25 protein-coding genes and 2 tRNA genes are annotated in these 25301 nt (G+C 61.8%); 15 read left to right on the forward strand and 12 right to left on the reverse strand.

Going from position 1 to position 25301, the window contains the following annotated elements; all coding sequences use genetic code 11:
• Window positions 1-42 precede the first annotated feature (42 nt).
• From Q9295_RS02955 to Q9295_RS02965, 3 genes are read right to left on the reverse strand one after another with little or no spacing between them, the layout of a single operon-like run.
• Entirely contained in the window at window positions 43-975 is a 933-nt protein-coding gene (locus tag Q9295_RS02955; protein WP_306679013.1) for a response regulator, read from the reverse strand.
• Window positions 968-2299 carry a sensor histidine kinase gene (locus Q9295_RS02960; protein WP_306679014.1) on the reverse strand — a complete coding sequence of 444 codons (1332 nt, stop codon included), beginning with the start codon at window positions 2297-2299 and terminating at the stop codon, window positions 968-970. The genes Q9295_RS02955 and Q9295_RS02960 overlap by 8 nt, the downstream gene beginning before the upstream one ends.
• Complete coding sequence (locus tag Q9295_RS02965) at window positions 2296-2826, reverse strand: putative pterin-binding protein (RefSeq protein ID WP_306679015.1); 531 nt, start codon at window positions 2824-2826, stop codon at window positions 2296-2298. Before Q9295_RS02965 ends, Q9295_RS02960 begins: the two co-directional genes overlap by 4 nt.
• Before the next feature lie 274 nt (window positions 2827-3100).
• Here Q9295_RS02965 and Q9295_RS02970 point away from each other — a divergent pair, with 274 nt between their 5' ends.
• Genes Q9295_RS02970 through Q9295_RS02985 form a run of 4 tightly spaced genes read left to right on the forward strand, consistent with a single transcriptional unit; the run spans window position 3101 to window position 7250 of the window.
• Complete coding sequence (locus Q9295_RS02970; protein ID WP_306679016.1) at window positions 3101-4252, forward strand: vWA domain-containing protein; 1152 nt, start codon at window positions 3101-3103, stop codon at window positions 4250-4252.
• A complete protein-coding gene (locus tag Q9295_RS02975; protein ID WP_306679017.1) occupies window positions 4249-5043 on the forward strand; it encodes a hypothetical protein in 795 nt (264 codons plus the stop codon). Before Q9295_RS02970 ends, Q9295_RS02975 begins: the two co-directional genes overlap by 4 nt.
• 18 nt (window positions 5044-5061) lie before the next feature.
• Window positions 5062-5625, forward strand: a complete 564-nt coding sequence (locus tag Q9295_RS02980) for a hypothetical protein (protein WP_306679018.1) — start codon at window positions 5062-5064, stop codon at window positions 5623-5625.
• An 11-nt stretch (window positions 5626-5636) separates the two neighbouring features.
• Complete coding sequence (locus Q9295_RS02985; protein WP_306679019.1) at window positions 5637-7250, forward strand: vWA domain-containing protein; 1614 nt, start codon at window positions 5637-5639, stop codon at window positions 7248-7250.
• 86 nt (window positions 7251-7336) lie between these two features.
• Here Q9295_RS02985 and Q9295_RS02990 read toward each other — a convergent pair whose 3' ends face one another.
• The gene (locus Q9295_RS02990; RefSeq protein WP_306679020.1) at window positions 7337-7921 is read right to left on the reverse strand and encodes a dimethylsulfonioproprionate lyase family protein; all 585 of its coding nucleotides are present in this window, start codon (window positions 7919-7921) and stop codon (window positions 7337-7339) included.
• Between the two features lie 17 nt (window positions 7922-7938).
• A tRNA-Arg gene (locus Q9295_RS02995) sits at window positions 7939-8014 on the reverse strand.
• Window positions 8015-8306: 292 nt separating this feature from the next.
• Here Q9295_RS02995 and Q9295_RS03000 point away from each other — a divergent pair.
• A complete protein-coding gene (locus Q9295_RS03000; RefSeq protein WP_306679021.1) occupies window positions 8307-9305 on the forward strand; it encodes a LacI family DNA-binding transcriptional regulator in 999 nt (332 codons plus the stop codon).
• Window positions 9306-9474: 169 nt separating this feature from the next.
• On the opposite strand, the gene mtaB is transcribed toward Q9295_RS03000, so the two are convergent.
• Both mtaB and dapF read right to left on the reverse strand, forming a co-directional pair.
• Complete coding sequence (gene mtaB / locus Q9295_RS03005) at window positions 9475-10749, reverse strand: tRNA (N(6)-L-threonylcarbamoyladenosine(37)-C(2))-methylthiotransferase MtaB (protein WP_306679022.1); 1275 nt, start codon at window positions 10747-10749, stop codon at window positions 9475-9477.
• Window positions 10742-11572, reverse strand: coding sequence for a diaminopimelate epimerase (gene dapF, locus Q9295_RS03010; RefSeq protein ID WP_373457412.1), 831 nt, complete (start codon window positions 11570-11572; stop codon window positions 10742-10744). Before dapF ends, mtaB begins: the two co-directional genes overlap by 8 nt.
• 93 nt (window positions 11573-11665) lie before the next feature.
• On the opposite strand from dapF, the gene Q9295_RS03015 reads away from it, so the two are divergent.
• The 5 genes from Q9295_RS03015 (at window position 11666) to Q9295_RS03035 (ending at window position 16863) form a co-directional block, all read left to right on the forward strand.
• Window positions 11666-11741, forward strand: a tRNA-Lys gene (locus tag Q9295_RS03015).
• Window positions 11742-11995: 254 nt separating this feature from the next.
• Window positions 11996-13303: a flagellar hook protein FlgE gene (locus Q9295_RS03020; protein ID WP_306679023.1), complete on the forward strand. Its 1308-nt coding sequence runs from the start codon at window positions 11996-11998 to the stop codon at window positions 13301-13303.
• Window positions 13304-13308: 5 nt separating this feature from the next.
• The gene (gene flgK / locus Q9295_RS03025) at window positions 13309-14766 is read left to right on the forward strand and encodes a flagellar hook-associated protein FlgK (protein ID WP_306679024.1); all 1458 of its coding nucleotides are present in this window, start codon (window positions 13309-13311) and stop codon (window positions 14764-14766) included.
• Window position 14767: 1 nt separating this feature from the next.
• Window positions 14768-15772 carry a flagellin family protein gene (locus Q9295_RS03030; RefSeq protein ID WP_306679025.1) on the forward strand — a complete coding sequence of 335 codons (1005 nt, stop codon included), beginning with the start codon at window positions 14768-14770 and terminating at the stop codon, window positions 15770-15772.
• Entirely contained in the window at window positions 15769-16863 is a 1095-nt protein-coding gene (locus Q9295_RS03035; RefSeq protein WP_306679026.1) for a flagellar basal body P-ring protein FlgI, read from the forward strand. Before Q9295_RS03030 ends, Q9295_RS03035 begins: the two co-directional genes overlap by 4 nt.
• A gap of 55 nt (window positions 16864-16918) precedes the next feature.
• Here the strand turns inward: Q9295_RS03035 and Q9295_RS03040 are convergent, their stop codons facing one another.
• Window positions 16919-17743: a flagellar motor protein MotB gene (locus Q9295_RS03040; protein WP_306679027.1), complete on the reverse strand. Its 825-nt coding sequence runs from the start codon at window positions 17741-17743 to the stop codon at window positions 16919-16921.
• 177 nt (window positions 17744-17920) lie between these two features.
• On the opposite strand from Q9295_RS03040, the gene Q9295_RS03045 reads away from it, so the two are divergent.
• From Q9295_RS03045 to Q9295_RS03055, 3 genes are read left to right on the forward strand one after another with little or no spacing between them, the layout of a single operon-like run.
• A complete protein-coding gene (locus tag Q9295_RS03045) occupies window positions 17921-18379 on the forward strand; it encodes a (2Fe-2S)-binding protein (RefSeq protein WP_306679028.1) in 459 nt (152 codons plus the stop codon).
• Window positions 18380-20590 (forward strand): xanthine dehydrogenase family protein molybdopterin-binding subunit, encoded by a 2211-nt coding sequence (locus Q9295_RS03050; protein WP_306679029.1) that lies wholly within the window; start codon window positions 18380-18382, stop codon window positions 20588-20590.
• Window positions 20591-20611: 21 nt separating this feature from the next.
• The gene (locus Q9295_RS03055) at window positions 20612-21232 is read left to right on the forward strand and encodes a YdeI/OmpD-associated family protein (protein WP_306679030.1); all 621 of its coding nucleotides are present in this window, start codon (window positions 20612-20614) and stop codon (window positions 21230-21232) included.
• Between the two features lie 11 nt (window positions 21233-21243).
• Here the strand turns inward: Q9295_RS03055 and Q9295_RS03060 are convergent, their stop codons facing one another.
• Together Q9295_RS03060 and Q9295_RS03065 are read right to left on the reverse strand one after the other, a co-directional pair.
• Window positions 21244-21948 carry a winged helix-turn-helix domain-containing protein gene (locus Q9295_RS03060; protein WP_306679031.1) on the reverse strand — a complete coding sequence of 235 codons (705 nt, stop codon included), beginning with the start codon at window positions 21946-21948 and terminating at the stop codon, window positions 21244-21246.
• Window positions 21920-22204, reverse strand: a complete 285-nt coding sequence (locus Q9295_RS03065; RefSeq protein WP_306679032.1) for a hypothetical protein — start codon at window positions 22202-22204, stop codon at window positions 21920-21922. Before Q9295_RS03065 ends, Q9295_RS03060 begins: the two co-directional genes overlap by 29 nt.
• 260 nt (window positions 22205-22464) lie before the next feature.
• On the opposite strand from Q9295_RS03065, the gene Q9295_RS03070 reads away from it, so the two are divergent.
• Together Q9295_RS03070 and Q9295_RS03075 are read left to right on the forward strand one after the other, a co-directional pair.
• A complete protein-coding gene (locus tag Q9295_RS03070; RefSeq protein ID WP_306679033.1) occupies window positions 22465-22926 on the forward strand; it encodes a hypothetical protein in 462 nt (153 codons plus the stop codon).
• Window positions 22927-23014: 88 nt separating this feature from the next.
• A complete protein-coding gene (locus Q9295_RS03075; RefSeq protein WP_306679034.1) occupies window positions 23015-23905 on the forward strand; it encodes an MBL fold metallo-hydrolase in 891 nt (296 codons plus the stop codon).
• A gap of 4 nt (window positions 23906-23909) precedes the next feature.
• Here Q9295_RS03075 and gph read toward each other — a convergent pair whose 3' ends face one another.
• Window positions 23910-24557, reverse strand: coding sequence for a phosphoglycolate phosphatase (gene gph, locus Q9295_RS03080; RefSeq protein ID WP_306679035.1), 648 nt, complete (start codon window positions 24555-24557; stop codon window positions 23910-23912).
• Window positions 24554-25240, reverse strand: a complete 687-nt coding sequence (gene rpe / locus Q9295_RS03085) for a ribulose-phosphate 3-epimerase (protein WP_306679036.1) — start codon at window positions 25238-25240, stop codon at window positions 24554-24556. Before rpe ends, gph begins: the two co-directional genes overlap by 4 nt.
• Between the last annotated feature and the right edge of the window lie 61 nt (window positions 25241-25301).

The raw sequence follows: 25301 nt of genomic DNA on the forward strand, positions 1-25301 counted from the left end.
GTTTTATGGGCGGGTGCCGCTCTCTAGCGGGGCCAAGGCCGTTTAATCTTGGATAAGCGCCGTGGGATGCGACAGAAGTTTCGCCACCAGTGCGGCCTGCCTGCCGGTTCCGGTCTTTTGAAACAGGTTCTTCAGGTGGAATGCAGTTGTCGTGCTGGCAATCGACAGTTTCTGCGAGATTTCGCTTGGGCTTAGTCCTGCGCAGAGCAGTGCCGCGATCCGGCTCTCTGTGCTGGTGAAACCGAAAGCTTCCGCCAACCGATGTGTCCTCTCCTCTGACAACACATCGGCAGCTTCCTCCGCGCCGAGGAAAACCACCGCCTCAGCGTCATGCGCGCCGAGCCGGCAGATGACCATATGCAGACCCGTCGCTGGAGCCGCAGTAAAGACCGCCGCTTGGGCATGACGGTCGAGAAGCTGGCGCATATGCGCGGCGCTATAGGGTTGGTTTGAGCCCGGGCCGATCACGCCAATTGCGGCCCGGTTGCGAAAAAGCAGCTCGCCAGTGCGGCCCACAAGACAAACCGGCCGCGCCAGAAGGTCAAGGACGGCGTTTGTCGGCAGTGCGGCCTTGGCTGCGCTGTGGCGGATGAGGCCAACTTGGCGCAGCCGGGCCTCGATCGTTGCCAATAGCAGATCGTAATCCACCGGTTTCACGAGATAATCGTCAGCACCCAGTCGTTTGGCGCGCACAATCTCTTCGCTGGCACCAAGCGCTGTGAAGAAGATAAAGGGCACATGCGCAAAGCGCTGAGGATGGGCTTTGACATGGTCAAGAAGCACATAACCATCCGCGACGGGCATGCTGATATCGCAAAGCACCAGATCGGGCGTCACGTCTGTGATCCGCCGCACAGCCTCGGCCCCATCACGGGCGGCCAGAACGCGATACCCAGCTTCAGTCAGCTCATCCGTGACATCAGTCAGGAGCTGCTGCTCGTCCTCGACACAAAGGATCAGAGGGGCTTCAGTCATCCTGCATCTCCGGTGCAGCGCGGGGCAGTGAAAGCGTAAAGGTCACTCGGCCCTCAGTTTGTGACAGGCGCAGCGTGCCGCCCTGTAATTCGGCCAAGCGGCGCGCGATGAAAAGTCCCAAGCCCGTGCCGTTGCTGTGCTTGGCCGTCTCTGCGCGGTAATACCGCTCAAAGATCCGTGGCGCATCTGTGGCCGAGATTGCGCCCGGATTGGACAGGCTTAGCCGTAGCTGACGCGGCTCTGCCGCTGCACTGATGGTGATGCGACCACCCTCAAAGCGATAGCGCAAAGCATTGGCGTAAAGATTGCTCAAGATGATGTCGGTCAGCCCCGCGTCGCAATAAGCGGGCGGCAGATCCTTGGGCAATTGCCAGTCCAAGATATCATCGGGCATCGCTTCACGCTGGGCAACGTCACGCGCGAGCTGAGCCAGATCGGTCTGAATCCCCCGCGCTTTGATCTGCCCTGCATCCAGCCGTGCGACATCCAAGCTGCGCTCCACCAGCCGCACCAACCGTGCCACGGCGTCACGCGCCGTGCGGATGCGGGCTTGAAAGGCCCCCTCTTCCTGCGTCAGACCCTGCCGTGCCAAACGCTGCAGGGTGGAATCCGTGATGCTCAGCGGCGTGAGGAATTGATGCGAGATAATCCCCGCGAAATTACGATATATTTCCGTTGCTTGGCGCTCTCGCTCTAGCGCATCAGCCTGGGTTCGCGCCTTGCGGGAGGTCAGGACAAGGGCCGCAATCAAGACAAGGCCAGCCAGCAGCGCCCCCAGCATCAGCATCCAGACGCGCTGCAACTGGTCGCGCGCCAGATCCAATTTGCCGCCCATCTCGTCCCAAGCCGCTGTCATGGCACGGTTGTCACTGCTGCGCAGAAACGTCTCATACTGGGTCAGCAATGCGCGGGCTTGCGCAATTGCGGCATCATCCCCCAAGAGCGCGCGCCGCACCATCGCCTCCAGCTGAGCCACACCTGCCTGTATCGCAACAAGCTCGGCCCCGAAGCCCAACTCTTGCATGCGCCTGGCCTGCGGGCCATCGGTCAGCAAATGCATCGCGGCCAAATAGGTCTGCAACCTTTGCTCCAAAACCTCGGGGGAGGATTGCTGCATCGCCAGCGCGAGCAGGGTCTCAGACAGCCGCAAATGGGCGACATGCGCGCGCGAAGACACCCACAGCATATTCTGCGTCGAACTGATCCGCATTTCGCTTTGAACCTGATTGAGGCGGATCATCGACACGCCGGTCAGGACAGCGAAACCGAAAACCGCAGCGGCTGGTAAAAGCAGCGCAAGCGTCAGTTTCGGGATGGTGCTCATCGGATCTCGATGTGCTGCAACTGCCAGACCCAGCGGTAATCATAGCGAATGTCATCCAGTTCAGGGTGATCATCGCGGGGATAGACAATCCAAAGCGGGCCTTTGGTGCGCTGGCTCAGCCTTTCGCCGTCCATGCTATGGGCCAGAATGACGTCAAATGCGGTGAAATCCTCGATCGGAATATCGATCACATAATCATTAAGGGCGATGGCGCGGACAACCTCACCCTCTGCGCCTAGATGATTGAGAAGATCGCGCATTAAAATGCCGTCGAAGCGGTTAACGCCGTCCGTCACCGTAGTTGCTGTGGTCAGCTCCTGCGGGGGGAATGTTGCAAGCATATCCGCATCGAAAAGAGCTTTCCCGTCAGGGCTGTTGCTGCGGCTGATCTTACCGCTGACCTCTAGGATCACGGGTCCGCTAGGCGCCGGAAGCGCGCCTTCGGGTGCAACCTCGGACAGGGCCCGAGGGGCTGCAGCAAATAGAGCAATGGTGGCTAAAATCAGCCGCCTGCGGAAATGGCCCATTTCGTTAACATGCTCAGTTTTAAGAAAATTACTGAAGGCAATTTGGATAATGTCAGCTTCTCCCCTTTAAACGAAGGGGGCAACGAAAATCGTCACGCGGTAGGTTGTCAGTTCTTGTGAATAAGCTCTCCACATTATTGGAGCATTGCGGATGTCCGCTTTTAGAGGTTTTTCTTTTCGTTTTGTAACGAGTTCGGCGATCATTTTAAGTGGTTGGCTCAGTCCGAGCAGTCTTCACGCTGATCAGCTTTTCATCTTGGATGCCTCGGCCTCGATGGGACAAGATATCGGTGGAGATCCAAAGTTTACGATCGCCGCGCGTATCATCGGTGAAAAACTCGACGCCGCTGAGGCGGATGAGGCCCTTGGGCTTTTGGTCTTTGGCGCGCGTAGAAAAGGGGATTGTGAGGATTGGTCCCTGCTGGTGCCCCCCGCGAAGGGGCAATCGGATGCAATCTCCGACATGCTGCGGCAAACGCGCACGATGGGTAAGGCGCCCTTGGGCGCGGCGGTCGCTGAGGCCGTTAAGCTCGCATCGACTGGTGCGATTGATCGGGTGACTTTGGTCACCGATGGCGCGGACAGTTGCGGCATTGATGCTTGCGCCAAGCTGGATGCATTGCCCGATCAGGCGCGGCTGACTGTGGATGTCATTGATCTGGGCGCACCGCCGGAAGAGCGCGACAGCCTGATTTGCTTGGCCGAGCAAAGCGGCGGCATCTATCAGCGCCATGAGGAGACCGCCCTTTACGCTTCGGGGCCTGATAACGCTCCAACGGCCGAGCCAAGCTTAAGCCGGCGGGTGTCTGTGCTGATCAGCTCGGGCACTGATGACCCCGTCGAATGGAGCGCCGTGCCGCTTGACCGTCAATCGGTTGAGGCGATGGCCGCGCCAGAAGCGGTCACCGGCGATTTCGAAACATCGCTAGAGCCGGGTCGGTGGGAGGTGCATGGCGCGGCGCATGCTTTTGATTTCCAAGGCGTGATTACGGTCACCCCGGCAGATCACGGCAAGACATTCGTGATCCCTGCCACGCTGGAAACCGAAGGAATGGCGGATGATCTTGAAGCCAGTGGTGGTCAGATATCCAACGAAGAGATGCTGCAGCCAGAGGGTGGGTTCGCAATCCGCAACCAAAGCCGCCTGACGTTAAGTTTTAGCGATCCGGCGACAGGCCTTGGCTTTGCGCTGCCGCCGTCTTGGGCCATCGATCAACCCATTCAAGAGGATGGCGGGCCGATTTGGCTTGGCTTTTACGCAACCGCAGTGCCCGACAGTTTCCCGAATATCGCCTTGAACCCGATCCAATGGATCGGCGGTCCTTGCGTGCAAATTGCGGCGGGAGACCTTTGTCACGACTCTTCCCCCGAGGCGCTTGCCGCCTTTGAAACGATCCGGCACAGCATCACGGTGGCAGGAAAATGATCAGTAAAACCCAGTTTCTGCTGCTTGCAGCAGTGTTGTTTCCAAGTGCCGCCCAAGCCAATGACGCGGCGATTTACGTCGATTGCAGCGGCGGTGGCGGCTGCGACTGCGCCATTGCGGCGATCAGCCCGGCGGATGTGAACCTGCTCTTAGGGATCGAAGGAGATCCCTTGCCGGTGGTCGTGCAAAGCCCATCGGGCGATTTCACCACCACCGCGCGCCACCCTGATACTGTGCACCAAGATCACGGCGGCACCGGGGCCTGCGCGATTTCGATCAACGCCGTGCCGGTCGATCTTCCCAAAGTGGTTGAAGGGGCGCCGCAACTTCTGGACCCCGAGCTTGAAACCTCAACGCCCGAGCCAAGTGAGATCACTTTGGTCCCGCCCAGCACGGGTCTTGTGCCCGAGGATGGGATCTGGGCCATCACCCCTGAACCCATTGAAGCCATTGGCGAATGCAATCCGGCCTTGATGCCAGAACTTGCCACCCTGACCGAAGGCTATGCGCATGAGCGTCCGATCAATTGGGAGGGCGTCTTCCACCCTGATCGCTTCTTGTTGGCACGAACGGCCACGCCGATCGATTGGCAACCCTCTGGCCCCAATCAGTTTGAAGCGCTGGTGAAGAACCCGCAATCCGACATCATCAAAGTGTTCTACAGCGCCGAGCTTATCGCTGCGGATGCCGTCGAGCTGACGGTTGATCTGCGTCTTGAAGGTGGGCCTGCGATCGCGGGCATGGCCAATTGCACCTTGCACGCCCTGCTTCACGCCCGCCGCATCGGTTGAACATTCAGGAGATATCTTATGTTGAAGCCTCTGTCCTTTGCCCTGCTTCTGTCGGCGCTTCCCGCTGCGGCTTTGGCCGATGATATCAAATCCGCCCTTGATGCGGCTTTGGCTGCGCATGAAAAGGGTGATCTTTCAGCGACCGCCGCCCAAATCACCAATGCCACGCGGGCTGTGCATGCCCAGCAGCAGGCGCGTCTGACGGCCAAATTCCCCGAAGCCCCCGCAGGTTGGACCCGCACCATCCAAGAGCCCGGCGACGCCGGTATGATGATGGCGATGGCGGGCGTCACCACCGAAGCCCGTTACGAAAAGGACGATGGCTCGGGTTTTAGCCTGACGCTTGCCGCTGATAGCCCGGTGGCGACCTCGATGATGGGCATGTTCGCCAGCCCGCAAATGTTGGCGATGATGGGCAAGACCATCTCGGTGGGGGGCCAAGATATGCTGGTTCAGGACAACTCGCTGACCGCGATGGCCGGGGGGCGGGTGCTGGTGCAAGCACAAGGTATGGACCCAGACGCGATGGTCGAGGTGCTAAGCCTGATCGATTACGCGTCGCTTCCCCAATACGACCGCTAAGAGGTTCCCCGATGCGCTTTGGCCCTGCTCTTTTGCTGTCGCTTTCCCTGTTGAACACCCCGCTTGCCGCGCAAGAACGCTCGCTCATCGTGCTCGACGGATCGGGCTCGATGTGGGGCCAGATTGAGGGTCGCCCCAAGCTGGAAATCGCGCGAGAGGCGCTTGGCAAGGTGGTGCAAGGGATCAGCCCCGAGGTGGAGCTGGGCCTGATGGCCTATGGCCATCGCACCCGCGGCCAATGCGACGATATTGAACTGATCGTGCCCCCTGCTGCGGGCAGCGGGGCATCTATCGTCGCCGCCGCGAATGCGATGAAATTTCAAGGAAAAACACCGCTCTCTGATGCGGTGCGCCTTGCGGCCGAGCATCTTCGCTTTGAAGAGGACCGCGCCACCGTCATCCTGATTACCGATGGGATCGAGACCTGCAACGCCGATCCTTGCGCTTTGGCCAATGAGCTTGAGGCAAGCGGCGTGGACTTCACCGCCCATGTCGTGGGCTTCGGCCTCAGCCAAGTTGAGGGCGAAGCCGTGGCCTGCCTTGCGCATAACACGGGGGGCAAATTCATCGAAGCCAAGGACGCGGCCTCGCTTGAGGCAGCGCTTCAGCAAACCGTGGCGCTGCCCGCCGTGGCAGAAGTCGAACCCGCTCCGCCCGAACCAGCTGTTCTCGAGCACAACATCTTGCCGCATGTCGCGCTGAGCGAGGGCAGCGAGGTCGATGCCTTGGCGCGGCGCACGCGTTTCACCTTCTTTGCGGAAGAAGGCGGGGCGGCGAAAGGTGATGAGCTTTTGTCCCTGCAAGGGGTTCTGCCCGGCAAATTGCCACCCGGTCGCTATATCATGCGCACTTCCGCCGATATGGTGACGGTGGATCAATTGGTTGAGCTCACCGAAACCGCGCTTGCCGAACCTGTGGCGATTTTGAATGCCGGGCAGGTCGTGCTTTCCGCCGTGACAGGCACGGGTGGCAAAGGCGATGTGAAAGGGCGAATCGAGCTTTCGGGTCCAGATGGCACCGCAAGCAACCTAGGGACACTTGATCTGGTGGTTCCCGCCGGGGAATACGCGATCCGGGGCGAGCATTCGGATATGGTCATCTCGGATAGTCTGGTCGTAGACATCGGCCAAGTGATTGAGCGTGATATCGTTTTTTCCGTCGGAAGCGCTGAGATCTTGGCCAGCTATGATGGCACTGCTCCGGCTGATTTCCGCTATTCGGTGGCGCTGATGGACCCGGTCAGCAAAAAGGATGTGGCCACCAGCCACAATCCGGCGCTGCCGATCTCGGCCCCGCCCGGCGACTATATTGCCGAGGTGCGGGCGGGGCATCTGAAGGTGCAGGCCCCGGTGCAGATCACCGCCGCACAAACGTCGCGGATCGAGATCAATATGAACGCAGGCATTCTGTCCGTTACGGCACCCAAAATGATCCGGGTCCGGGTGCTGGGGCCGGAAAAGGACGCGAACGGCAAGCATCCCGAAATCGCCTCGGTCCTAAGCGATAGGGTTGAACTGCCCCTGACGGCGGGCAGCTACATCCTGCAAACGACTGTGGATAATGTTGATCATCAACAACCCTTTACGATCAGCGCAGGCCAGCGGGTTGAGATGGCACCGAATTAAGCGCTTGAAAGACCTAAGTCCTTGAAGGGGAAGGGCCGGCCTTACTGGGGCCGGCTCTTTCGCTTGGCGTGTGCGGATGTTTAAGCCTAACTCGGCAGATACCACAAAGCCAAAAATGGCGCGGCACCAGAGCGCATTTGGTGGCGAATGGCGGGTGGGTTGTAGATCGCGCCCTTCGCGCCGGGATCGGTCCAATCCATCTCGGCATTCCACCACTCACCGGGCGTCAGCGACAAATAGACCTCTTCGGGCGGGTGGTTGTGATCGCCATAGGTGGTGTGGGGCGCCATAACCGTAGCGCCGATCATTAGATCCGATCGCTCCTCCAAGCCACCGGGGCCAAGGATCACCGCATTGGCATGGCCATCCCAAAAGGCAGTATCCTCGGGCCGGGCCGAGCTGCGGCGGGTCCATTGGAGCTGATGGGCGATTCCGGCGAAGGCGGCGGCAAGGGCCGCACGGGGGCCTTCGTTGGCAAGTTCAAGCGCAGGGGCGACCCAATCACAGACCGGCAGTCGTAGAGGAGAGGCTGGCACAAGCCGCCCCGCCGTGCCCTGCCAAAGCCCAATCGCCTTGTTGCAGGCGGCCAAGGCCGCGGGTGACGGCATCCGCGCTTCCCGCATCGAAGCTGCGGATTGATCAAGGAATTCTTGCACTTCCGGCGAACGCATATCCCCTCCGGTCTGGCTGGCGACCCCGGCAGGACTTGAACCTGCAACCTTCCCCTTAGGAGGGGGACGCTCTATCCGTTGAGCTACGGGGCCCGCAGTCCTTAAATGCACAAAGCGGCCCTGCATGGCAACAGCTTGTGCGATGCGGAAGGTTCAGCTTGGAAAAGATGGGGGGGTGAAGTTGGCCCACCACCCCCCCTTTGGTCCTTGCAAGGCGAGTGAGAGCTTGCGCAATGCAGGGACGTAACACTCAAGCAGGCTGTTAGCGCTATCATTAGCTGGGAATTGCCGCTTGGACAAGAGGGCGCTTTGGGGCTAACTAGGGGAAATCCCTTGCCGGACGCAGAAATTGTCAAAAGCACCCCAGCCTGAAACGCGCCGCGCCTTGACCCTTCGGGACGTCTCTGAGGCCTCTGGCGTCAGTGAAATGACCGTGTCGCGGGTGCTGCGCAGCCGGGGGGATGTGTCGGAGGCGACGCGGCAGCGCGTGCTCGAGGCGGCGCGGAGCTTGGGCTATGTGCCGAATAAGATCGCGGGCGCCTTGGCCTCGCAACGGGTCAATTTGGTCGGCGTTATCATCCCGTCTCTGTCGAACATGGTCTTCCCCGAGGTGATGACGGGCATCTCGGAAGTGCTTGAAGACACTGGACTTCAGCCGGTTGTGGGCGTGTCGAACTATCACCACGACCGTGAGGAACAGGTGATTTATGAGATGCTGTCCTGGCGGCCCTCGGGGCTGATTTTGGCGGGCGTTGAGCATTCCGAAGCCTCGCGGGCGATGCTGGCGCAGGCCGGGGTTCCGATCGTTGAGATTATGGATGTGGACGGTGATCCCGTTGATTCTGCTGTAGGAATCTCGCATCGCCGCGCGGGTCGGCAGATGGCGGAGGCGATCATTGCTGCCGGCTATCGCCGCATTGCCTTCCTTGGCACCCATATGCCGACGCAAGACACGCGGGCGCGCAAGCGTCTGGAGGGCTTCGAAGAGGCACTGGCCAAGGCCGGACTTTCGCTGGTGGACCGCGAATATTACACGGGTGGCTCTTCGCTTTTGCAAGGCCGCGCGATGACGGAAGCGCTGCTGAAGCGCTCACCCGATGTGGATTTCCTTTATTATTCCAATGACATGATCGGCGCGGGCGGTTTGCTTTGGTGCCTTGACCAAGGTCTGGATGTCCCCGGCAAGATCGGTCTTGCGGGCTTCAATGGCATGGAGCTGTTGGACGGGCTGCCGCGCAAATTGGCCACGATGGACGCCTGCCGGTTGGAGATTGGCCAGCAATCGGCCGAGATCGTGGCGGGCAAACGGCCGGGCGGTGCGGGCGCGCGTGAGGTGATTGAACTGACGCCGACGCTGGATCTGGGAGACACGATCCGCAAGTAGAGCGCCGGGCGTTAACCGCCGAGATTCGCTGCAAAAAAGACGTCTGGTTTGCATATGTTTTGCGTATGGAAAACGTATGGCTTTGCGCATGACATCTGCGCCAAGGACGGCGTTAATCTTTAGCCGCCCGCCGCAAGGCGAACCGATTGGGACGGCGGCTGAGTTGAGTTTAACCGGCGGTCAGACGCTCACCGTCGATGCCGAGAATCGCGGCGGTGACGATCTGCCCCTCGGGCTGGTCCGAGGCGAAGGTGACTTCGGTGAATTGCTCGGTCCGGCCAATGCGCGGGCCTTCGGTCAGGATGCGATGGGTGACACCCTGTTGCGCCGCAAGATGCCGCGCCAGTGCCGCATCGCCCACGGCCCGCAACCGCGCCGCTCGTTCTTTAATGTCCGGGCCGCGCACTTGTGGCATCCGCGCGGCGGGCGTGCCTTTGCGCGGACTGTAGGGGAAGACATGCAGGAAGGTCAGGCCGCAATCTTCCACTAATTTGAGCGAATTTGCGAACATCTCTTCGGTCTCGGTCGGAAAACCTGCGATGATATCGGCACCAAAGACCATATCGGGGCGCAGGCGCCGCGCCTCATGGCAGAAAGCGATCGCATCATCGCGCAGATGGCGGCGCTTCATGCGTTTCAGAATCATATCATCGCCCGATTGCAGCGACAGATGCAGATGCGGCATCAGGCGCGGCTCGGTCGCGATGGCGAGCATCAAATTGTCATCCGCCTCGATCGAATCGATGCTGGAGATGCGCAGGCGCGGCAAATCGGGGATGAGGCGCAGGATTCGCATCACCAGATCGCCAAGACGCGGCTCTCCGGGCAGGTCAGCGCCCCATGAGGTAAGGTCAACGCCCGTCAGGACAACTTCGAGAAAACCTTTGTCGACCAAGCGCTTGATCTGTTCGATCACCACACCCGCGGGAGCGGAGCGCGAATTGCCGCGACCGTAGGGGATGATGCAGAAGGTGCAGCGGTGGTCGCAGCCGTTTTGCACCTGAACATAGGCGCGGTGGCGGCCGAATCCGTCGATCAAATGGCCGGCGGTCTCGCGCACCGACATGATGTCATCGACCTGCACTTTTTCGGTCGTGCCGATAAGGTCCGGGACGGAAAGGCTTTTCCAGGTGTCGGCCTGCATTTTCTCGTGGTTGCCGATGACGCGGGCAACCTCGGGCATTTCGGCGAAGGTCTCAGGCTCGGTCTGGGCGGCGCAGCCGGTGACGATGACCTGCGCGCCGGGGTTTTCGCGGGCGAGACGGCGAATCTCTTGCTTGGCTTTGCGCACCGCCTCGGCGGTGACGGCGCAGGTGTTGACGATGACGGCGCCTTCAAGGCCCGCAGCCTCGGCCATCTCCTTCATCGCCTCGGATTCGTAGGCGTTGAGGCGGCAGCCGAGGGTGGCGAAGACCGGCGGGCGGAAGTTGGCACCATTAGCCATTGGCGGCGACCCATGCGGCAGAGAGTTGGCCGGTGAAGACATGGGCGGTGGGGCCGGTGAGCCAGACGCCATCCTCGCGCCAGTCGACTTGCAATTGGCCGCCGTCGAGGTCGAGGGTCACTTTGCGGGTGGTGAGGCCGCGCAGATGGGCGGCCACGGCGGTGGCGCAGGCGCCAGAGCCGCAGGCAAGGGTGATTCCGGCGCCGCGCTCCCACACCCGCATGCGCAGATGGTCGGGGGCGATCAGGCTGGCGAATTCCACATTGGTCTTTTGCGGATAAAGGGGATCGGTCTCGGCCCCCGGACCAAGAGCGGGCAGGTCCACCGCCTCGGCGTCTTCGACGAAGAAGACGCAATGCGGGTTGCCCATGCCGACGGCAGAGGGCGTGCCTTGCAGCGGCAGGTTAAGGGTGTCGACGGAATGGGAGAGCGGGATCTGGTCCCAGTCCAGCTGCGGCGGCCCCATATTGACGCTGACGCGGCCGTCTTCCAGCCGCTGGGCGCGCAGGATGCCGCGTGCGGTGCGGATGGTGAGGGAAGGCCCGGTCATCACCAGATCAGCGACGCAGCGGGTGGCATTGCCACAAGCGCCGGCCCGGCTGCCATCGCTGTTCCAAAAGTCGAGCTCGATATCGGTGTCGACGCCAGAACGGATCTCGGCCAGTTGGTCAAAGCCCACCCCACGGTTGCGATCGCCCAGCGCGCGGGCGAGGGCGGGCGTGGTCACTGGCGCGGTCCCGCGCGAGTCGATCACCACGAAGTCATTGCCAGCGCCATGCATTTTGCAAAAGGCGAGGCCGGGGGGCGCATCCATCTGGTTCATGGCGGCGATATACGCCCGGCGGAAAGTTTTTGCCAGAGTTTGCGCATTTCGCCCTTGACCCTACCCGCCGATCTTTCTAATCAGCGCCTCGTGGGGCCGGTAGCTCAGTTGGTAGAGCAGCTGACTTTTAATCAGCGGGTCACAGGTTCGAATCCTGTCCGGCTCACCATAATAAACAAGGGCTTAGGCATCGCTGCCTAAGCCCTTGTTATTTTCCCCTCCTGCATTCTGCGCGATTGTGACGGGCTCATTTGTCGAAGGCTTGCGGGCTTTGGCTTGCGAGGCTGGCAAGGGTTTGGCCCTTTGTGACGCGGCGTTGCGGCCGTGCGGCCGATCGCGAAAATTGTTCCTGTTAGGGGTTTGGCAACCCTCGGCGCTGCAAGCTGTCTGGATTCGGAATCGCAGCAGCAGAAAGGTGCCAAGATGTCCATTTCGTCATCCCTTGCAGCGGGGGTGGCCGGGTTGAACGCGAATGCGACGCGCCTTGCCACCATTGCCGATAACATCGCCAACTCGGGCACTTATGGCTATAAGCGCGCTGCTGCAGATTTCTCGAATATGGTGATCACCAATGCGCGCGGCTCTGGGGTTTATTCCGCGGGGGGCGTGCGGGCGTCGTCCTTTCGGCTGATCGAAGAGCGGGGGGCTTTGGTCGGCACCAGCAACTCTCTGGATATCGCGGTGGCGGGACGTGGGTTTTTGCCAGTGATTCCAGAGGTTTCTATGGGTAGCGCCTCGGGCGATGTACCGCTGATGATGACCACCACCGGCGCCTTTCGCACCGATTCGGATGGGGTGCTGAAAACCGATTCGGGCCTTGTTCTGCTGGGATGGCCAGCCAATTCCGACGGCATGATCCCGATTTTCCCCCGCGATACGATGGTGGGGCTGGAACCCATTGTGATCAACTCGAACCAGACCGCGGGCGATCCGACAACTTCGATGAATCTGGGCGTCAACCTGCCCGCGACGGGGACCGAGGTCGGGGCCGCGGGCACGGCGCTGCCGCTGTCGGTGGAATATTTTGGCAATCTTGGCACCTCCGAATCGCTGGATGTGCTGTTTACCCCCACCGTCCCGGCGGCAGGTGCCTCGAATGAATGGACGATGGTGGTGCGCGATAGCGCGAGCGGCGGGAATATCATCGGTGAATATACCTTGACCTTTGACGACAGCCGCGCGGCTGGTGGCACGCTGGCCTCGGTCACTGTGGTTTCGGGCGGCGCTTATGATCCGGCCACAGGGCAATTGGCGCTGACGGTGGCGGGCGGACCACTTGGGGTCAGCATCGGTCGCTTGGGCGATCCCAATGGGCTGACGCAGCTGTCGGACGGCTTTGCACCGGTCTCTATCACCAAGGACGGCTCTCCGGTTGGCAATTTAACTTCGGTTGAGGTGGATCAGAACGGTTACATTACAGCCACTTACGATACGGGCTTTACCCGACGGCTTTATCAGATCCCACTGGTCGATGTTCCCAATCCCAACGGCCTCTTGTCAAAAAGCAACCAGACCTACCAAGTCTCGCCCGATTCTGGGTCGTTCTTCCTGTGGGATGCGGGCAGCGGCCCGACCGGCTCGATTGAAGGCTATGCGCGGGAGGGCTCTACCACGGATGTGGCGGCAGAATTGACCTCGCTGATCCAGACCCAGCGCGCCTATTCGTCAAACGCTAAGGTGATCCAAACCGTGGATGAGATGCTGCAGGAAACCACCAATATCAAAAGGTGAACTGAATGAGCATCACGACTGCCCTTGCCAGTGCCCTGACCGGGTTAAGCGCCAATGCGCGCCAAGCGGCGGCGTTGTCCTCAAATGTCGCCAATGCCGCGACGCCCGGATATGGCCGCCGTGAAGTGTCCTTGTCGGCCTTGGCTTTGGGCGGCGTTGGCCAGGGGGTGATGGTCAATGGCGTCACCCGCGCCGTCGATGGATTTTTGCTGGCCGATCGGCGCTTGGCCCAAGCCTCAAGCGGCGACCGCGATCAGCGGGCTAACTTCCTGAAACAGATGGAACATATTATCGGCGTACCGACCGAAGCAGGCTCGCTGACGGCTCGGGTGGCTGCCTTTGACACCGCGCTGATGGAGGCGGCCAGTCGCCCCGATTCGGTCGCGCGGCTCAGCACAGCCGTCGATGCCGCGCGTTATCTGGTGCAGGGGCTGAACCAGGCCAGTGAGGCGGTTCAAGCCGAACGGCTGCGTGCAGATGGCGAAATTGCCAAGACGATCAATGATTTGAACGGCGCCTTGCGGCAAGTCTCGGACCTGAATGTCCAGATAAGGACATTGGATGCCTCGGGGCGTGATGCCTCGGCGCTGATGGATCAGCGCCAGCAGATCGTGGACCGGATCGCGACGGTGGTGCCCCTGCGTGAGCTGCCGCGCGACCACGGCGGAATTGCCCTGATGACAACCGGGGGGGCGGTCTTGCTTGACGGCTCACCCGCGCAGTTTGGTTTTACCGGCGTCAACACTTTGGTGCCCGAGATGACCCAGGCCTCGGGCGGGCTTTCGGGGCTGACGCTGAACGGTAAACCTATGCCGACCGCTGGCGAAACCAGCCTGATTTTGGGCGGTGCGCTGGGCGCGATGTTTGCGGTGCGTGATGAATTGGCGGTGCAAGGCCAGGCCCGGCTGGACGGCATGGCGCGTGATCTGGTGGAGCGGTTCAGTGCAGGCGGGCTAGATCCGAGCCTGATCCCCGGCGCACCGGGGCTTTTCACCGACAGTGCTGCCAGTTTTGATCCGCTGCAAGAGATTGGACTGTCGGGCAGAATCGCCCTGAACACGGCCGTTGATCCGCAGGCCGGAGGTGAGGTTTGGCGCCTGCGCGACGGTTTGGGTGCCACTGCCCCGGGCCCGATGGGGGAGGCGCGCTTGATTTTGGCGTTGTCGCGGGCCCTGGTGCAGCCGCATGCCACCAGCTCGACCGCCATTCCGGCAGGCAGCCGCAGCTTTGCCGATCTGACCGCAGATCTTTTGTCATTGGCCGGCTCCGAGCGGTTGACGGCGCAAACCGAGCAAGCCTTCTCCGCCGCGCGCTATGTGGCTTTGGATGAGATGGAGCGCGCCACGGGCGTCGATACCGATCAAGAGATGCAGATGCTTTTGGTCTTGGAGAAAAATTACGCGGCCAATGCCAAGGTCTTACAGGTTGTCGACGGGTTGCTTGCCACATTGTTGGAGCTTTGAGATGGTGATCGGGGTTGGGCATGGCGATACCTCATTAACCGCGATGTTGGCGCGGCAATCCCGCACGCTGCGGGCTGAAATTGATCAGCGCACCAGTGAGATTTCAACCGGCCTGCACCGTGATTTGGGGGCGGCTTTGGGGGGAGATTTCTCGGCCATCGCTGGGATTGAGCAGTCCCTGGCGCGGCTGCGCGGCTATACGACGAACACGCATGAGGCCGCGCTGTACACCGATATTGTTCAGGTGGCGCTGGCTGTGGTCAATGACGGTGCGACTGAGCTTGGCGCAAACATCCTGCGCAACCTTGGCCCGGGCAGTGAGACCAGCCAGACCACGCTGGGCATCGAGGCGCGGCGGATTTTCCAAACCACGGTCGCGGCGTTGAACACGCGTTTTGCCAACCGGGCCGTGTTTTCCGGGATTGAGGCGGATGCGCCGCCCTTGCCCGGCCCGGATGAGATTTTGGCTGAGCTGGAAGGCGCGATTGCAGCGGCGACGACGGTTGAGGATCTGCGCCTTGCCGTGGCGCATTGGTTCAATGATCCCGGTGGCTTCGATGCTTTTTATGGTGGCGGCCCCCCGCGTGCGGATGTGATGATTGCCGAAGGCGAGATGGCATCGATCTCTGTTACGGCGCGCGATCCCGCATTGAAGGGGACGTTACAGGCGCTGTCGATTGCGGCGCTTTTGGACCGCGGCGCTTTGGCGGGGCAGCCTGAAGCGCGGGCCAATCTGTTCAAATCGGTCGGCGATGATCTTTTGGCCAATGGTGAGGCGCGCTCGGAGCTGATGGCGCGGGTCGGCTCGGTTCAGGCGCAGATCGTGGCCGCGCAGGCGCGCAATGGGGCCGAGAAATCGGGGCTTGAGATCACCCGGGCCGGGTTGGTCGGGGTGGATCATTATGAGACGGCAGCACGTCTTGAAGATTTGCAAACGCGGCTAGAGGCGCTGTTCTTGGTGACCTCGCGGGTCGCGCGGCTCTCGCTGGTGGATTACATCAGATGAAGAAATTTCTCCTCGTTTTGCTGATGCTTTGGCCGGTGATCGCTGGCGCCGAAGCCATTCGGATCAAGGACTTGGTGGAAGTTGATGGGGTGCGCGGTAATGATCTGGTCGGCTATGGATTGATCGTGGGGTTGAATGGCACGGGCGATGGGATTCGCAACGCGCCGTTCACGGAAGAGATTATGTCCAACTTGCTGGAAAGGTTGGGTGTGAACGTCTCGGGTGAGCAATACCGGCCGAAGAATGTCGCGGCGGTGTTCGTGACCGCGACATTGCCGCCCTTTGCGCGCGCGGGCAGCCGGATCGACGCGACGGTCTCGGCGATTGGGGATGCCAAAAGCCTGCTCGGCGGCACTTTGGTGATGACGCCTTTGAACGGCGCGGATGGTGAGATCTACGCCGTGGCGCAAGGCACGATCATCGCGGGCGGCAACTCGGTCGAGGGTGAGGGCGCGCGGGTGGTGCAAGGCGTGCCGACGGCGGGGACACTGCCGTCGGGCGCGCGTGTGGAGCGCGAGGTTTCTTTTGATTTCAGTACAGTAACCGTATTGCGCTTGGCGCTGAAGTCGGCCGATTTCACCACGGCGGCCCGGATTGAGGCGGCGATCAATGAACATTTCGGCGCCCGAGTCGCGACGATGTTGGACGCGGGCACTGTGGCGCTTGATCTGGGGCGCACGGGGATTGTCTCTCCGGCACATGCGATCAGCCGGATCGAGACGATCCTTGTTCAGCCCGCGGCGCGGGCGCGGGTGGTGGTGGATCAACGGTCGGGCACCATCGTTATCGGTGCCGATGTGCGCATCAGCCGGGTAGCCGTGGCGCAGGGTAATCTGACCCTGCGGGTCGAAGAAAGCCCCTTGGTGGAGCAGCCGAACCCCTTCTCGCCGGGCGAGACGGTCGTGGTGCCCCGCACCGAAGCCTCGATCAGCGAGGAAGGCACGGGATTGGCCGAAATCATCGGCGGCACCTCGCTGTCGCAGGTCGTGGCGGGGTTGAATGCTTTGGGCGTGGCGCCGCATGACATGATCGACATTCTGAAAAGCATCAACGCCGCGGGGGCGCTGCATGCCGAGTTTGTGGTGCAATAGGTTGAAAATATGCAGTGAATTTTCCCCATGCGGTGGGTTTAGTACTAGACACAACCTAGCGATCCTGTCGCAGCAAGATCACCTCGAGCCGATTGTTGCGGATCGCGGCACCATCGGCGGTCACGGGCTTGCGGTCCGCGTAGCCCGAAACCCGCTCCATCCTGGTGCTGGGCAGGCCTGCGGCCTCCATAAGCAGGCGCATGCGCTGGGCCCGCGCCGAGGACAGATCCCAAACCGGGCTGTTGCGCAGGGTCACCGGATAGCTGCGCAGATAGCCGTTCACCGCCATTTTGTTCGTGGTGAGACCAAGCACCTCGACCAGCAATCCGGCCAGGGCCAAGGTGACCGGCGTTGGCTCGGCCGTGTCATTGGTGAAAAGCGGGGCGTTTTCCAGATCATAAAGCTCAATCACCAGCCCTTCATCAGTGACGCGCGTCACGACATGGCGCAAAAGTTGCTCCATCGTTCGACTTTCACCACCGCGGTCGAGCAGTTCCTTCTCAATCTCGCGCAGATCGGCCGTGCCCTCGTCAGCCATGATGTCTTTGGCCGATCCCGAAGAAGCGCCCTTTTGGTCCGATGAGCCGCCGGTGCCTGATTTGGCGCGGGTGTCTTCGGAAAAGATCGACTCGCCGCCCAATGACCCCTCACCCCCGGCCGAGACCCGGTTGATCGCGATCGTCGGGCTGAAATAATCCGACAGCCCCTTGCGTTGCTTTTCCGTTGTCGCGTTCAACAGCCACATCAGCAGGAAGAAGGCCATCATGGCCGTCACGAAATCGGCATAGGCGACTTTCCAGGCCCCGCCATGGTGCCCGCCGCCTTTGATGATCTTCTTCCGTTTGATGATGACGGACGCGGCATTTGACTGCCCGGCCATTCAACCACCCATGTTTCACACCCAAGGGCAGGGTAGCCGCCTTGCGGTTTACAGCTGCTTAAAGCCTTGCATCTTAATGAGTTTGCGAGATTCAGGGCGGCAGGGCGAGGCGCGCCATCGCGTGTAACCTTGTGTTTTGACGGCATCTTCCTAGATTGGACAGGTCAGGAGTTTGCCATGATTACCCTTGCCGTTAACGGCCAAACTTTGTCCACCGAGCTGCCGCCTGAGACCCCGCTGCTGTGGGTTTTGCGCGATGGGCTGGGCCTCACGGGCACAAAATATGGCTGTGGCGTCGCGGCTTGCGGCGCCTGCACGGTGCTGGTGGAGGGTGAGGCGGTGCGGTCCTGCCAGCTGCCGGTGGGGGAGGTTAACGGCGCGGTCACCACGATCGAGGGCCTCGCTGGGGCGGAGGGGCTGCACCCTTTGCAAAAAGCTTGGGTTGCCGAGCAGGTCGCGCAATGCGGCTACTGCCAATCGGGCCAAATTATGCAGGCGGCGGGCCTGCTTATGGCCAACCCGCAACCCAGTGATGCCGAGATTTTGGAAGCGATGGACGGCAATCTGTGCCGCTGCGGCGCCTATCCGCGGATTTTGGCGGCGATCAAGGCGGCTTCGGCCGCGATGGCGGGCTGAATGGGACGCGCGGGCAAGATTGCGCGGCGCAGCTTCCTGATCGGCTCGGCCGCTTTGGTGGGCGGGGTGGCGTTCGGCTGGTACCAGTATCGCAAGGAGTTACCAAATCCCCTGCAAGGTCAGGGGCTTGGCGCGCTGACGCCCTATGTTTTGATCGATGCCAGCGGCGTCACCGTGATCGCGCCACGGGCGGAGATGGGGCAGGGCACCCATACGACTTTGGCGGCTTTGGTGGCGGAAGAGCTGGATCTTGATTGGTCGGCGGTGCGGGTGCTGCATGGCCCCCCCGCGCAGGCCTATTACAATGGCTCATTGCTGCGCGAGGGCGTGCCTTTTGCGCCTTTGGATCAGGGTTGGTTGGCCGAGACAGCGCGGGATGCGATGGACGTGCCGGCGCGGTTCTTGGGATTGCAGGTCACGGGTGGGTCGACCTCGATTCCAGATGGGTTTGAGAAGATGCGGCTGGCGGGGGCGGTGGCGCGGCTGGCGTTGATCCGCGCGGCGGCGCGGCGGTCTGGTCTGGTTGAGGCGGATTTGCGCACCGAAGGTGGCCGCGTGCTGCTGCCGGACGGCGCATCGCTCAGCTATGCCGAATTGGCGGTTGAGGCGGCGGCGGTGGAGCTGCCGGATCCGCCGGAATTGCGGCCTTCTAACGCGTGGAAGTTGTTGGGGAAATCACTGCCGCGCACGGATATGGCGGCCAAGAGTGATGGCTCGGCCCGCTATGCTTGCGACGTGCGGCTGCCGGGGATGGTTTTTGCGACTGTGCGCCGCAATCCAGCCCCGGGGGCAGCTTTGCTGCGATTTGATGCGAAGGAAGCGCTGGCTTTTCCCGGGGGGCGGGATGTGCTGCCGTTGGAAAACGGCTTTGCGGCGGTGGCGGAGAGCTCTTGGGCGGCGATGCAGGCACTGGATCTGGTGCAGGTGGAATGGGCGGCACCAGATGTTGCGGTGGATGAGGCGCTGATTGCGGCGGATTTACGGGCGGCTTTGGACGGCGCGCCCGAGGCCACGGCGCGAGAGCAAGGCGAGATCTCTGCGCCAGAGTTTGAGGCGGAATATTCTGTGCCGCATCAGGCGCATGCGACGATGGAGCCGATGGGGGCGGCGGCTTGGTTGCAGGACGGGCGGTTGCAGCTTTGGGCCGGGACGCAGTTTCCAACGATGGCGCTGGCTGAGGCGGCTAAGGCGGCGGGCGTCGCCCCGGATGCTGTTGAATTTCATACTGAATTCATGGGCGGCGGCTTTGGGCGGCGGGCGGAGATGGATTTCATCCGGCAGGCTGCAAGCTTGGCTAAGGCTCTGTCGCCGGTGCCAGTTTTGCTGAGTTGGAGCCGTGAAGAGGATATGGCGCAGGACATGTATCGTCCGGCGGCGATGGCGCGAGTGCGGGCTTCGGTCGCGGATGGGGCGGTCAGCCAGTTCCATTTGGCGACGGCGGCAGGCTCGATTATCGAATCCTTGGCGGGGCGGTTTGGCTTTCCGGCTCTGGGGCCGGACAGCTCGATCCTGCAAGGGGCGGGTGAGCAACCCTATGATTTCCCGAACTATTTGGTGACGGGGCATCGGGCGGAGACGCGGGTGCCTTTGGGGTTCTGGCGCTCGGTCGGGAATTCGCAGAATGCGTTTTTCCATGATTGCGCGCTGGATGAGCTGGCGCATCTGGCGGGGGTGGACCCTTTGCTGTTCCGGATGCGGCAGATGACTCATTTGCCTTCGATCCAAGTGCTTGAGGCGGCGGCGGAGATCTCGAACTGGGGTGCGACCGCGCCGGGGCGGGCCAAGGGTGTGGGCTTTTGCTATTCCTTCGGCGTGCCGGTGGCCGAGGTGGTGGAGGTCGAAGATACGCCGCAGGGGATTCGGCTGACTGGGGCCTGGATTGCCGCCGATCCGGGGATTGCGCTGGACCCATCGATCATCGAGGCGCAGCTTTCCGGTGGCATGGTCTTTGGCCTCTCGGCGGCGATGCAGGGCGCGATTACCTTCGCGCAAGGCCGCGTCGAGCAAAGCAATTTCTGGGATTATGAGCCGATGCGGATGCGGCAATGCCCGCCCATCACGGTGAAAATCCTGCAAAGCGGCGGTGAGATTCGCGGCATTGGCGAGCCGGGCACGCCGCCCGCCGCGCCCGCTTTGGCCAATGCGATCTTTGCGCTGACCGGCAAGCGTATCCGCCATCTGCCGCTGAACCGTGAGGTGCGTTTCGCCTGAGCCGTGATCGAGGGCCGTGTCATGATTACCGAGATTGAGGATTATTTCTCTAAGGGTTGCGGGCGCTGTGCGCGCTTTGCCTCGCCCGATTGCGCGACCCAAATTTGGGCCGAGGGGCTGGCCGCGCTGCGGGCTTTGTGCCTTCGGGCGGGCTTGGTGGAGGAACTGCGCTGGGGGCATCCCTGCTACCGCGCGGCGGGGCGCAATGTGGCGATCATCGGGGCGCTACGGGGTGGGTTTCGCTTAAGCTTTTTCGATGCTGCACTGATGACGGACCCTGAGGGGCTGTTGGAAAAGCAGGGGCCGAATGCGGCGCATGCGGATGGTTTGCACTTTACCTCAGCCGCGCAGGTTGCGGCGCGGGAAGAGGTGATTTTGCGCTATCTGGCCGAGGCCAAGCATTATGCCGAGGCCGGGATAAAGTCTGCAAAGCAAGAGGTTGAGCTGGAGTTGCCGCCCGAGCTGGTTGCGGCGATGGACGATGATCCAGAGCTGGCAGAGGCGTTTCACCGCCTGACGCCGGGGCGGCAGAAGAGCCATGTGTTAATGATTTCAGGCAGCAAGGTCGCTGCAACCCGGATCAACCGGATTGCGAAGCTGAAGCCCAAGATCCTCGCGGGCAAGGGCGCCAATGAATACTGACGCCCCAAACCTCAGATCATCTTGATCGTGTCTTTGCCCACGGCGAGCATATAGCCGCGCCGGGCGATGGTTTTGACCAAAAGCTCGCTCACCAGTTGGTTGCCGAGCGCGTCGCGCAGGCGTTTGACACGGGTGGCGCCGGCGGCCTCTTCGCAATCAGCCTCGGATCGGCCGGAGATCACCGCTTCGATCTGCGCGCCGGAGAGGACTTCGTCATCCATCCGCGCCTCGGCCAAGACGGAGAGGGTCTCCAAAGCGGCCTCGGTCAAAGCGAATTCGAGATCGTTGATATAGACCGCGCGCGATTCGCGGCTGATCATCAGCGAAGAGACGGTGATGCCCGAACGCTGGATCGCCGAGATGCGGCGGTTGAGCGCGATGATGGTGACCAAAAACACCAAAGCCGCGATCAAAAGCGCGGTCGAGAAGACCAAAAGCACAAAGATCACCGAGCGGTAGCTGGCCAGCACCTCGGAAAACGCGGTTCCGGATTGGGCGAGGATCTCAAGGAGTTTGATCTCGGCCCCGGAGGTGAGGTTGTCATTTTCGATGAACAGCCGCTCGACCCGCGCGTTGAAGGCGTTGGCATCGGGCAGGTTTAGAAACAAAAACAGCGCCGCGCCGAGGAGGATCAGCACGATCCCCGCAATGCCAAGTGCTACGACGCGGTTGCCCGTTTTCAGGCTGTCAGTAACGGAGGAAATAGGCCCCGGCACTCGCTTTCCTTTCGGCAAGACCTTCGGGGCCGAAGGTCGACACAACATTCAACATGGTCCAGCCGTCGCTGGCCAAACGGGGCGCAAGCTCGGCCTGTGCCGCACCGCGCGAGCAATTGCTGTCGGAGACCTGCGCCACACCATAGTGCAGTTGCAGGGGCGGTTCCTTCTTGGCCTTGTAATCGGCATAGCACTCTGCGCTGGCCGCAGTGGAGAGCGACAGCAAAAGGGCGATACCAAACGCCACGGTCTTCATATCAGGCTCCCTTCAAGGAGGCGCGCCGGGGCATTCCGGCGCTGTCATGGACAGAGTGGCGATGCGGGCCGCGATATACAATATCGCAAGGGTGGGGGCGCTGTCGATTGCGGTTGCTATCGCATAACAGCCAAGGATTTTCCGCCGGTTATGGCCTGACAGGGGGCCGATATTGCCTGTCTGATCGCAGAGGCTGCAAACCGTTTTCATCGCAGGAGGCGATCGCCGGAAAGGCGGGGCCAGAAATGATGGAGGCAAAGATGACGATTTCTCAGACCCAAATCGGTCGTGGCGAGGGTAAGGTTTCGGCGCGGCGCAGTGCTGGCCTTGTGACGGCTGGCGCTTTGGCCTTTGCGCTGATGTTGGGCCTTGGCCTGCCGGCGCGGGCGGCGGCTTTGGCCCCGATTGAGCCCAATGTGACCACGCTCCTTTCGGTGCAGGGGCCGGTCTCGGCTGAGGCAGAGCTGGTGCGGCAGAAAAAGCGCCCCAGCGCGCGTATCCCGGCGGTTTGCGCGATGGAGATCGGCGAGCGGCGTCATCGCGCGGTGGTCTACCCTGAGCGTTGCCTGCGCCGCCAAGGGGTTGAGGTGCGTCTGCCGCGCGAATGCGCCAAGATGGTGCGGATCCGCGGCAAGCATGAGCGGGTCTACACCGAGCGCTGCCTGCGCGACGAAGGCTTCCGCATTGGCGGCGGTCGTGGCTGGGGGCATCACCGGTACTAAAGGCGGGCGGGGCGGATCTTGGCTTAAAACTTCTGCCTGAGCGGCGTAAGCTTTGCCCAGATCCGCCCGCCGCTTAAGGAGCCCCCTGATGCCCGATCTTGATCCGTCGTTGAACCTAGAGATCCGCCCCGAGATCGAGGCGTTTTTCGATCCGGCGACCAATACGATCAGCTATGTGGTGAAGGATCCGGCCTCGACCGCCTGTGCGGTGATCGATTCGGTGATGGATATTGATTACGCCGCCGGGCGGATCACGCATGAAAGTGCGGATCGGATCATTGACTATATCCGGGCGCAGGGCTTGCAACTGGAATGGATCATCGAGACCCATGTCCATGCCGATCACCTCTCAGCCGCGCCCTATATCCAAGAGGCTTTGGGCGGCAAGATCGGCATTGGCGCGCTGATTACCGAGGTGCAGGACACCTTCGGCAAGATCTTCAACGAAGGCACCGAGTTCCAGCGGGATGGTAGCCAGTTTGACGCCTTGTTTGCCGATGGGGACCGTTACAGCGTTGGCGGGATGGATTGTTTGGCGCTGCACACGCCGGGGCATACGCCCGCTTGCATGACGCATGTCATTGGTGATGCGGCCTTTGTTGGTGATACGCTTTTCATGCCCGATGGCGGCTCGGCTCGGGCGGATTTTCCGGGCGGGGATGCGGGGGTTTTGTATGACAGCATCCAACGGGTGCTGGCCTTGCCCGGCGAGATGCGGCTTTTCATGTGCCATGACTATGGCCCCAACGGGCGTGAGATCCGTTGGGAGACCACGGTGGCGGAAGAGCGGGCGCATAACATCCATATCGGCGGGGGCCGGAGCCGCGAGGAGTTCGTGGCGATGCGGCAAGCGCGGGATGCGACGCTGGCGGTGCCGAAGCTGATCATCCCGTCTTTGCAGGTGAACATGCGCGCAGGCGAAGTGCCGCAAGATGCGAGCGGCCGACCGATGCTGAAGGTGCCGGTGAACGGGCTTTAAGGGGTTAGGCCTCGGTCTGGCCGATCAGGCTGGGCAGGTTTGCGAAATCCGCAAAGGCGGCGTGGTGGGGCAGCTGATCCACCGGGGATTTTCGGTAGCCTTCGGTGAAGAGGTAAAACGGCATCGCGGCCGCTTTGGCGGTGGCGGCATCGACCTCACTGTCGCCAATGAAGGCGGCGGGCCCACCGCCCATCTGAGCCTGTGCCGCAAGGGCGGGGGCCGGGTTGGGTTTGTTGACGGAAAGCGTGTCGCCGCCGATCACCACTGGGAAGAAGCTATCCAATCCAAGCTGTTGCAGGATTGCCCGCGCGGGGGCCTCGGGCTTGTTGGTGCAAAGGGCAAGCTCGTGGCCTGCGACTTGCAGGTCTTTGAGCGCCTGAACCACGCCCGGATAGACCCGCGTCCGGGCGCTGGGCTCGGCCTCATACTGCCGCAGCACGCGGGCGGTCAGCTCTTGGTGGCGGGCGCTGGGAAGCGCACAGGCCGCCATCACCCGCTCGACCAGTTTCGGCAGGCCATTGCCGACGAACCCTGTGACGGTGGGCAGGTCGAGGGGCGCAAGCCCCTCTTCATGGAGCACCTGATTGACCGCCGCCGCGATATCGGGGGCCGAGTCGATCAGCGTGCCGTCGAGATCGAAGATCAGGATCAAAGGGCGCTCTCAGCCGCCGCGCGGATGGCGCGGATGTTTTGGCCATAGACAGCGTGGTTCTCGACCGAGCCGCCTTTGAAGACCGCCGAGCCTGCCACAAGAACGTCGGCCCCAGCGGCGGCCATCAAGGGGGCCGTCACCGGATCCATGCCGCCATCGATCTCGATATGCACAGGACGGTCGCCGATCATCGCGCGCAGCTTGCGCACTTTGGCGGTCATATCGATGAACTTTTGCCCGCCAAAGCCGGGGTTTACCGTCATCACGCAGATGAGGTCGGCCATGTCGAGCAGATCGCTCACCGCCTCGGCCGGGGTGCCGGGGTTCAAAGCGATGCCCGCCTTCATGCCAGCACCTCGGATGGCTTGCAGGGTGCGGTGGATATGCGGCCCGGCTTCGATATGCGCGGTCAGGATATCGGCGCCGGCCTTGGCATAGGCGTCGATATAGGGATCGACCGGCGCGATCATCAGATGCACATCCATCACGGTTTTCACATGTTTGCGGAAGGCGGCGACGGCGGGCGGGCCGAAGGTCAGGTTCGGCACGAAATGGCCGTCCATCACGTCGATATGCACCCAATCGGCGCCCTCAGCCTCGATCGCCTGAATCTCGCGGCCGAAATCGGCGAAATCGGCGGAAAGGATCGACGGGGCGATCTTGATCTTGCGCGAGAAGGTCATGGCAGTGCTTCCTATCGAGGGCTTGCCCGCAGCGCGGGCGCCTTGCGTCAATGCTGTGGCT

Source organism: Pseudogemmobacter lacusdianii, from assembly GCF_030848395.1.
Taxonomy (GTDB): domain Bacteria; phylum Pseudomonadota; class Alphaproteobacteria; order Rhodobacterales; family Rhodobacteraceae; genus Pseudogemmobacter; species Pseudogemmobacter lacusdianii.

Coding starts and splice junctions, on each gene's coding strand:
- Q9295_RS03055 (WP_306679030.1), top strand. CDS start 20,612: ATGATTACCGAGATTGAGGATTATTTCTCTAAGGGTTGCGGGCGCTGT.
- Q9295_RS03030 (WP_306679025.1), top strand. CDS start 14,768: ATGGTGATCGGGGTTGGGCATGGCGATACCTCATTAACCGCGATGTTG.
- mtaB (WP_306679022.1), bottom strand. CDS start 10,749: ATGGCTAATGGTGCCAACTTCCGCCCGCCGGTCTTCGCCACCCTCGGC.
- Q9295_RS02970 (WP_306679016.1), top strand. CDS start 3,101: ATGGGACAAGATATCGGTGGAGATCCAAAGTTTACGATCGCCGCGCGT.
- Q9295_RS03065 (WP_306679032.1), bottom strand. CDS start 22,204: ATGAAGACCGTGGCGTTTGGTATCGCCCTTTTGCTGTCGCTCTCCACT.
- Q9295_RS02955 (WP_306679013.1), bottom strand. CDS start 975: ATGACTGAAGCCCCTCTGATCCTTTGTGTCGAGGACGAGCAGCAGCTC.
- Q9295_RS02980 (WP_306679018.1), top strand. CDS start 5,062: ATGTTGAAGCCTCTGTCCTTTGCCCTGCTTCTGTCGGCGCTTCCCGCT.
- Q9295_RS02965 (WP_306679015.1), bottom strand. CDS start 2,826: ATGGGCCATTTCCGCAGGCGGCTGATTTTAGCCACCATTGCTCTATTT.
- Q9295_RS03070 (WP_306679033.1), top strand. CDS start 22,465: ATGACGATTTCTCAGACCCAAATCGGTCGTGGCGAGGGTAAGGTTTCG.
- Q9295_RS03045 (WP_306679028.1), top strand. CDS start 17,921: ATGATTACCCTTGCCGTTAACGGCCAAACTTTGTCCACCGAGCTGCCG.
- Q9295_RS02960 (WP_306679014.1), bottom strand. CDS start 2,299: ATGAGCACCATCCCGAAACTGACGCTTGCGCTGCTTTTACCAGCCGCT.
- Q9295_RS02975 (WP_306679017.1), top strand. CDS start 4,249: ATGATCAGTAAAACCCAGTTTCTGCTGCTTGCAGCAGTGTTGTTTCCA.
- rpe (WP_306679036.1), bottom strand. CDS start 25,240: ATGACCTTCTCGCGCAAGATCAAGATCGCCCCGTCGATCCTTTCCGCC.
- dapF (WP_373457412.1), bottom strand. CDS start 11,572: ATGAACCAGATGGATGCGCCCCCCGGCCTCGCCTTTTGCAAAATGCAT.
- Q9295_RS03075 (WP_306679034.1), top strand. CDS start 23,015: ATGCCCGATCTTGATCCGTCGTTGAACCTAGAGATCCGCCCCGAGATC.
- Q9295_RS03050 (WP_306679029.1), top strand. CDS start 18,380: ATGGGACGCGCGGGCAAGATTGCGCGGCGCAGCTTCCTGATCGGCTCG.
- Q9295_RS03040 (WP_306679027.1), bottom strand. CDS start 17,743: ATGGCCGGGCAGTCAAATGCCGCGTCCGTCATCATCAAACGGAAGAAG.
- Q9295_RS02990 (WP_306679020.1), bottom strand. CDS start 7,921: ATGCGTTCGCCGGAAGTGCAAGAATTCCTTGATCAATCCGCAGCTTCG.
- Q9295_RS03020 (WP_306679023.1), top strand. CDS start 11,996: ATGTCCATTTCGTCATCCCTTGCAGCGGGGGTGGCCGGGTTGAACGCG.
- Q9295_RS03035 (WP_306679026.1), top strand. CDS start 15,769: ATGAAGAAATTTCTCCTCGTTTTGCTGATGCTTTGGCCGGTGATCGCT.
- flgK (WP_306679024.1), top strand. CDS start 13,309: ATGAGCATCACGACTGCCCTTGCCAGTGCCCTGACCGGGTTAAGCGCC.
- Q9295_RS02985 (WP_306679019.1), top strand. CDS start 5,637: ATGCGCTTTGGCCCTGCTCTTTTGCTGTCGCTTTCCCTGTTGAACACC.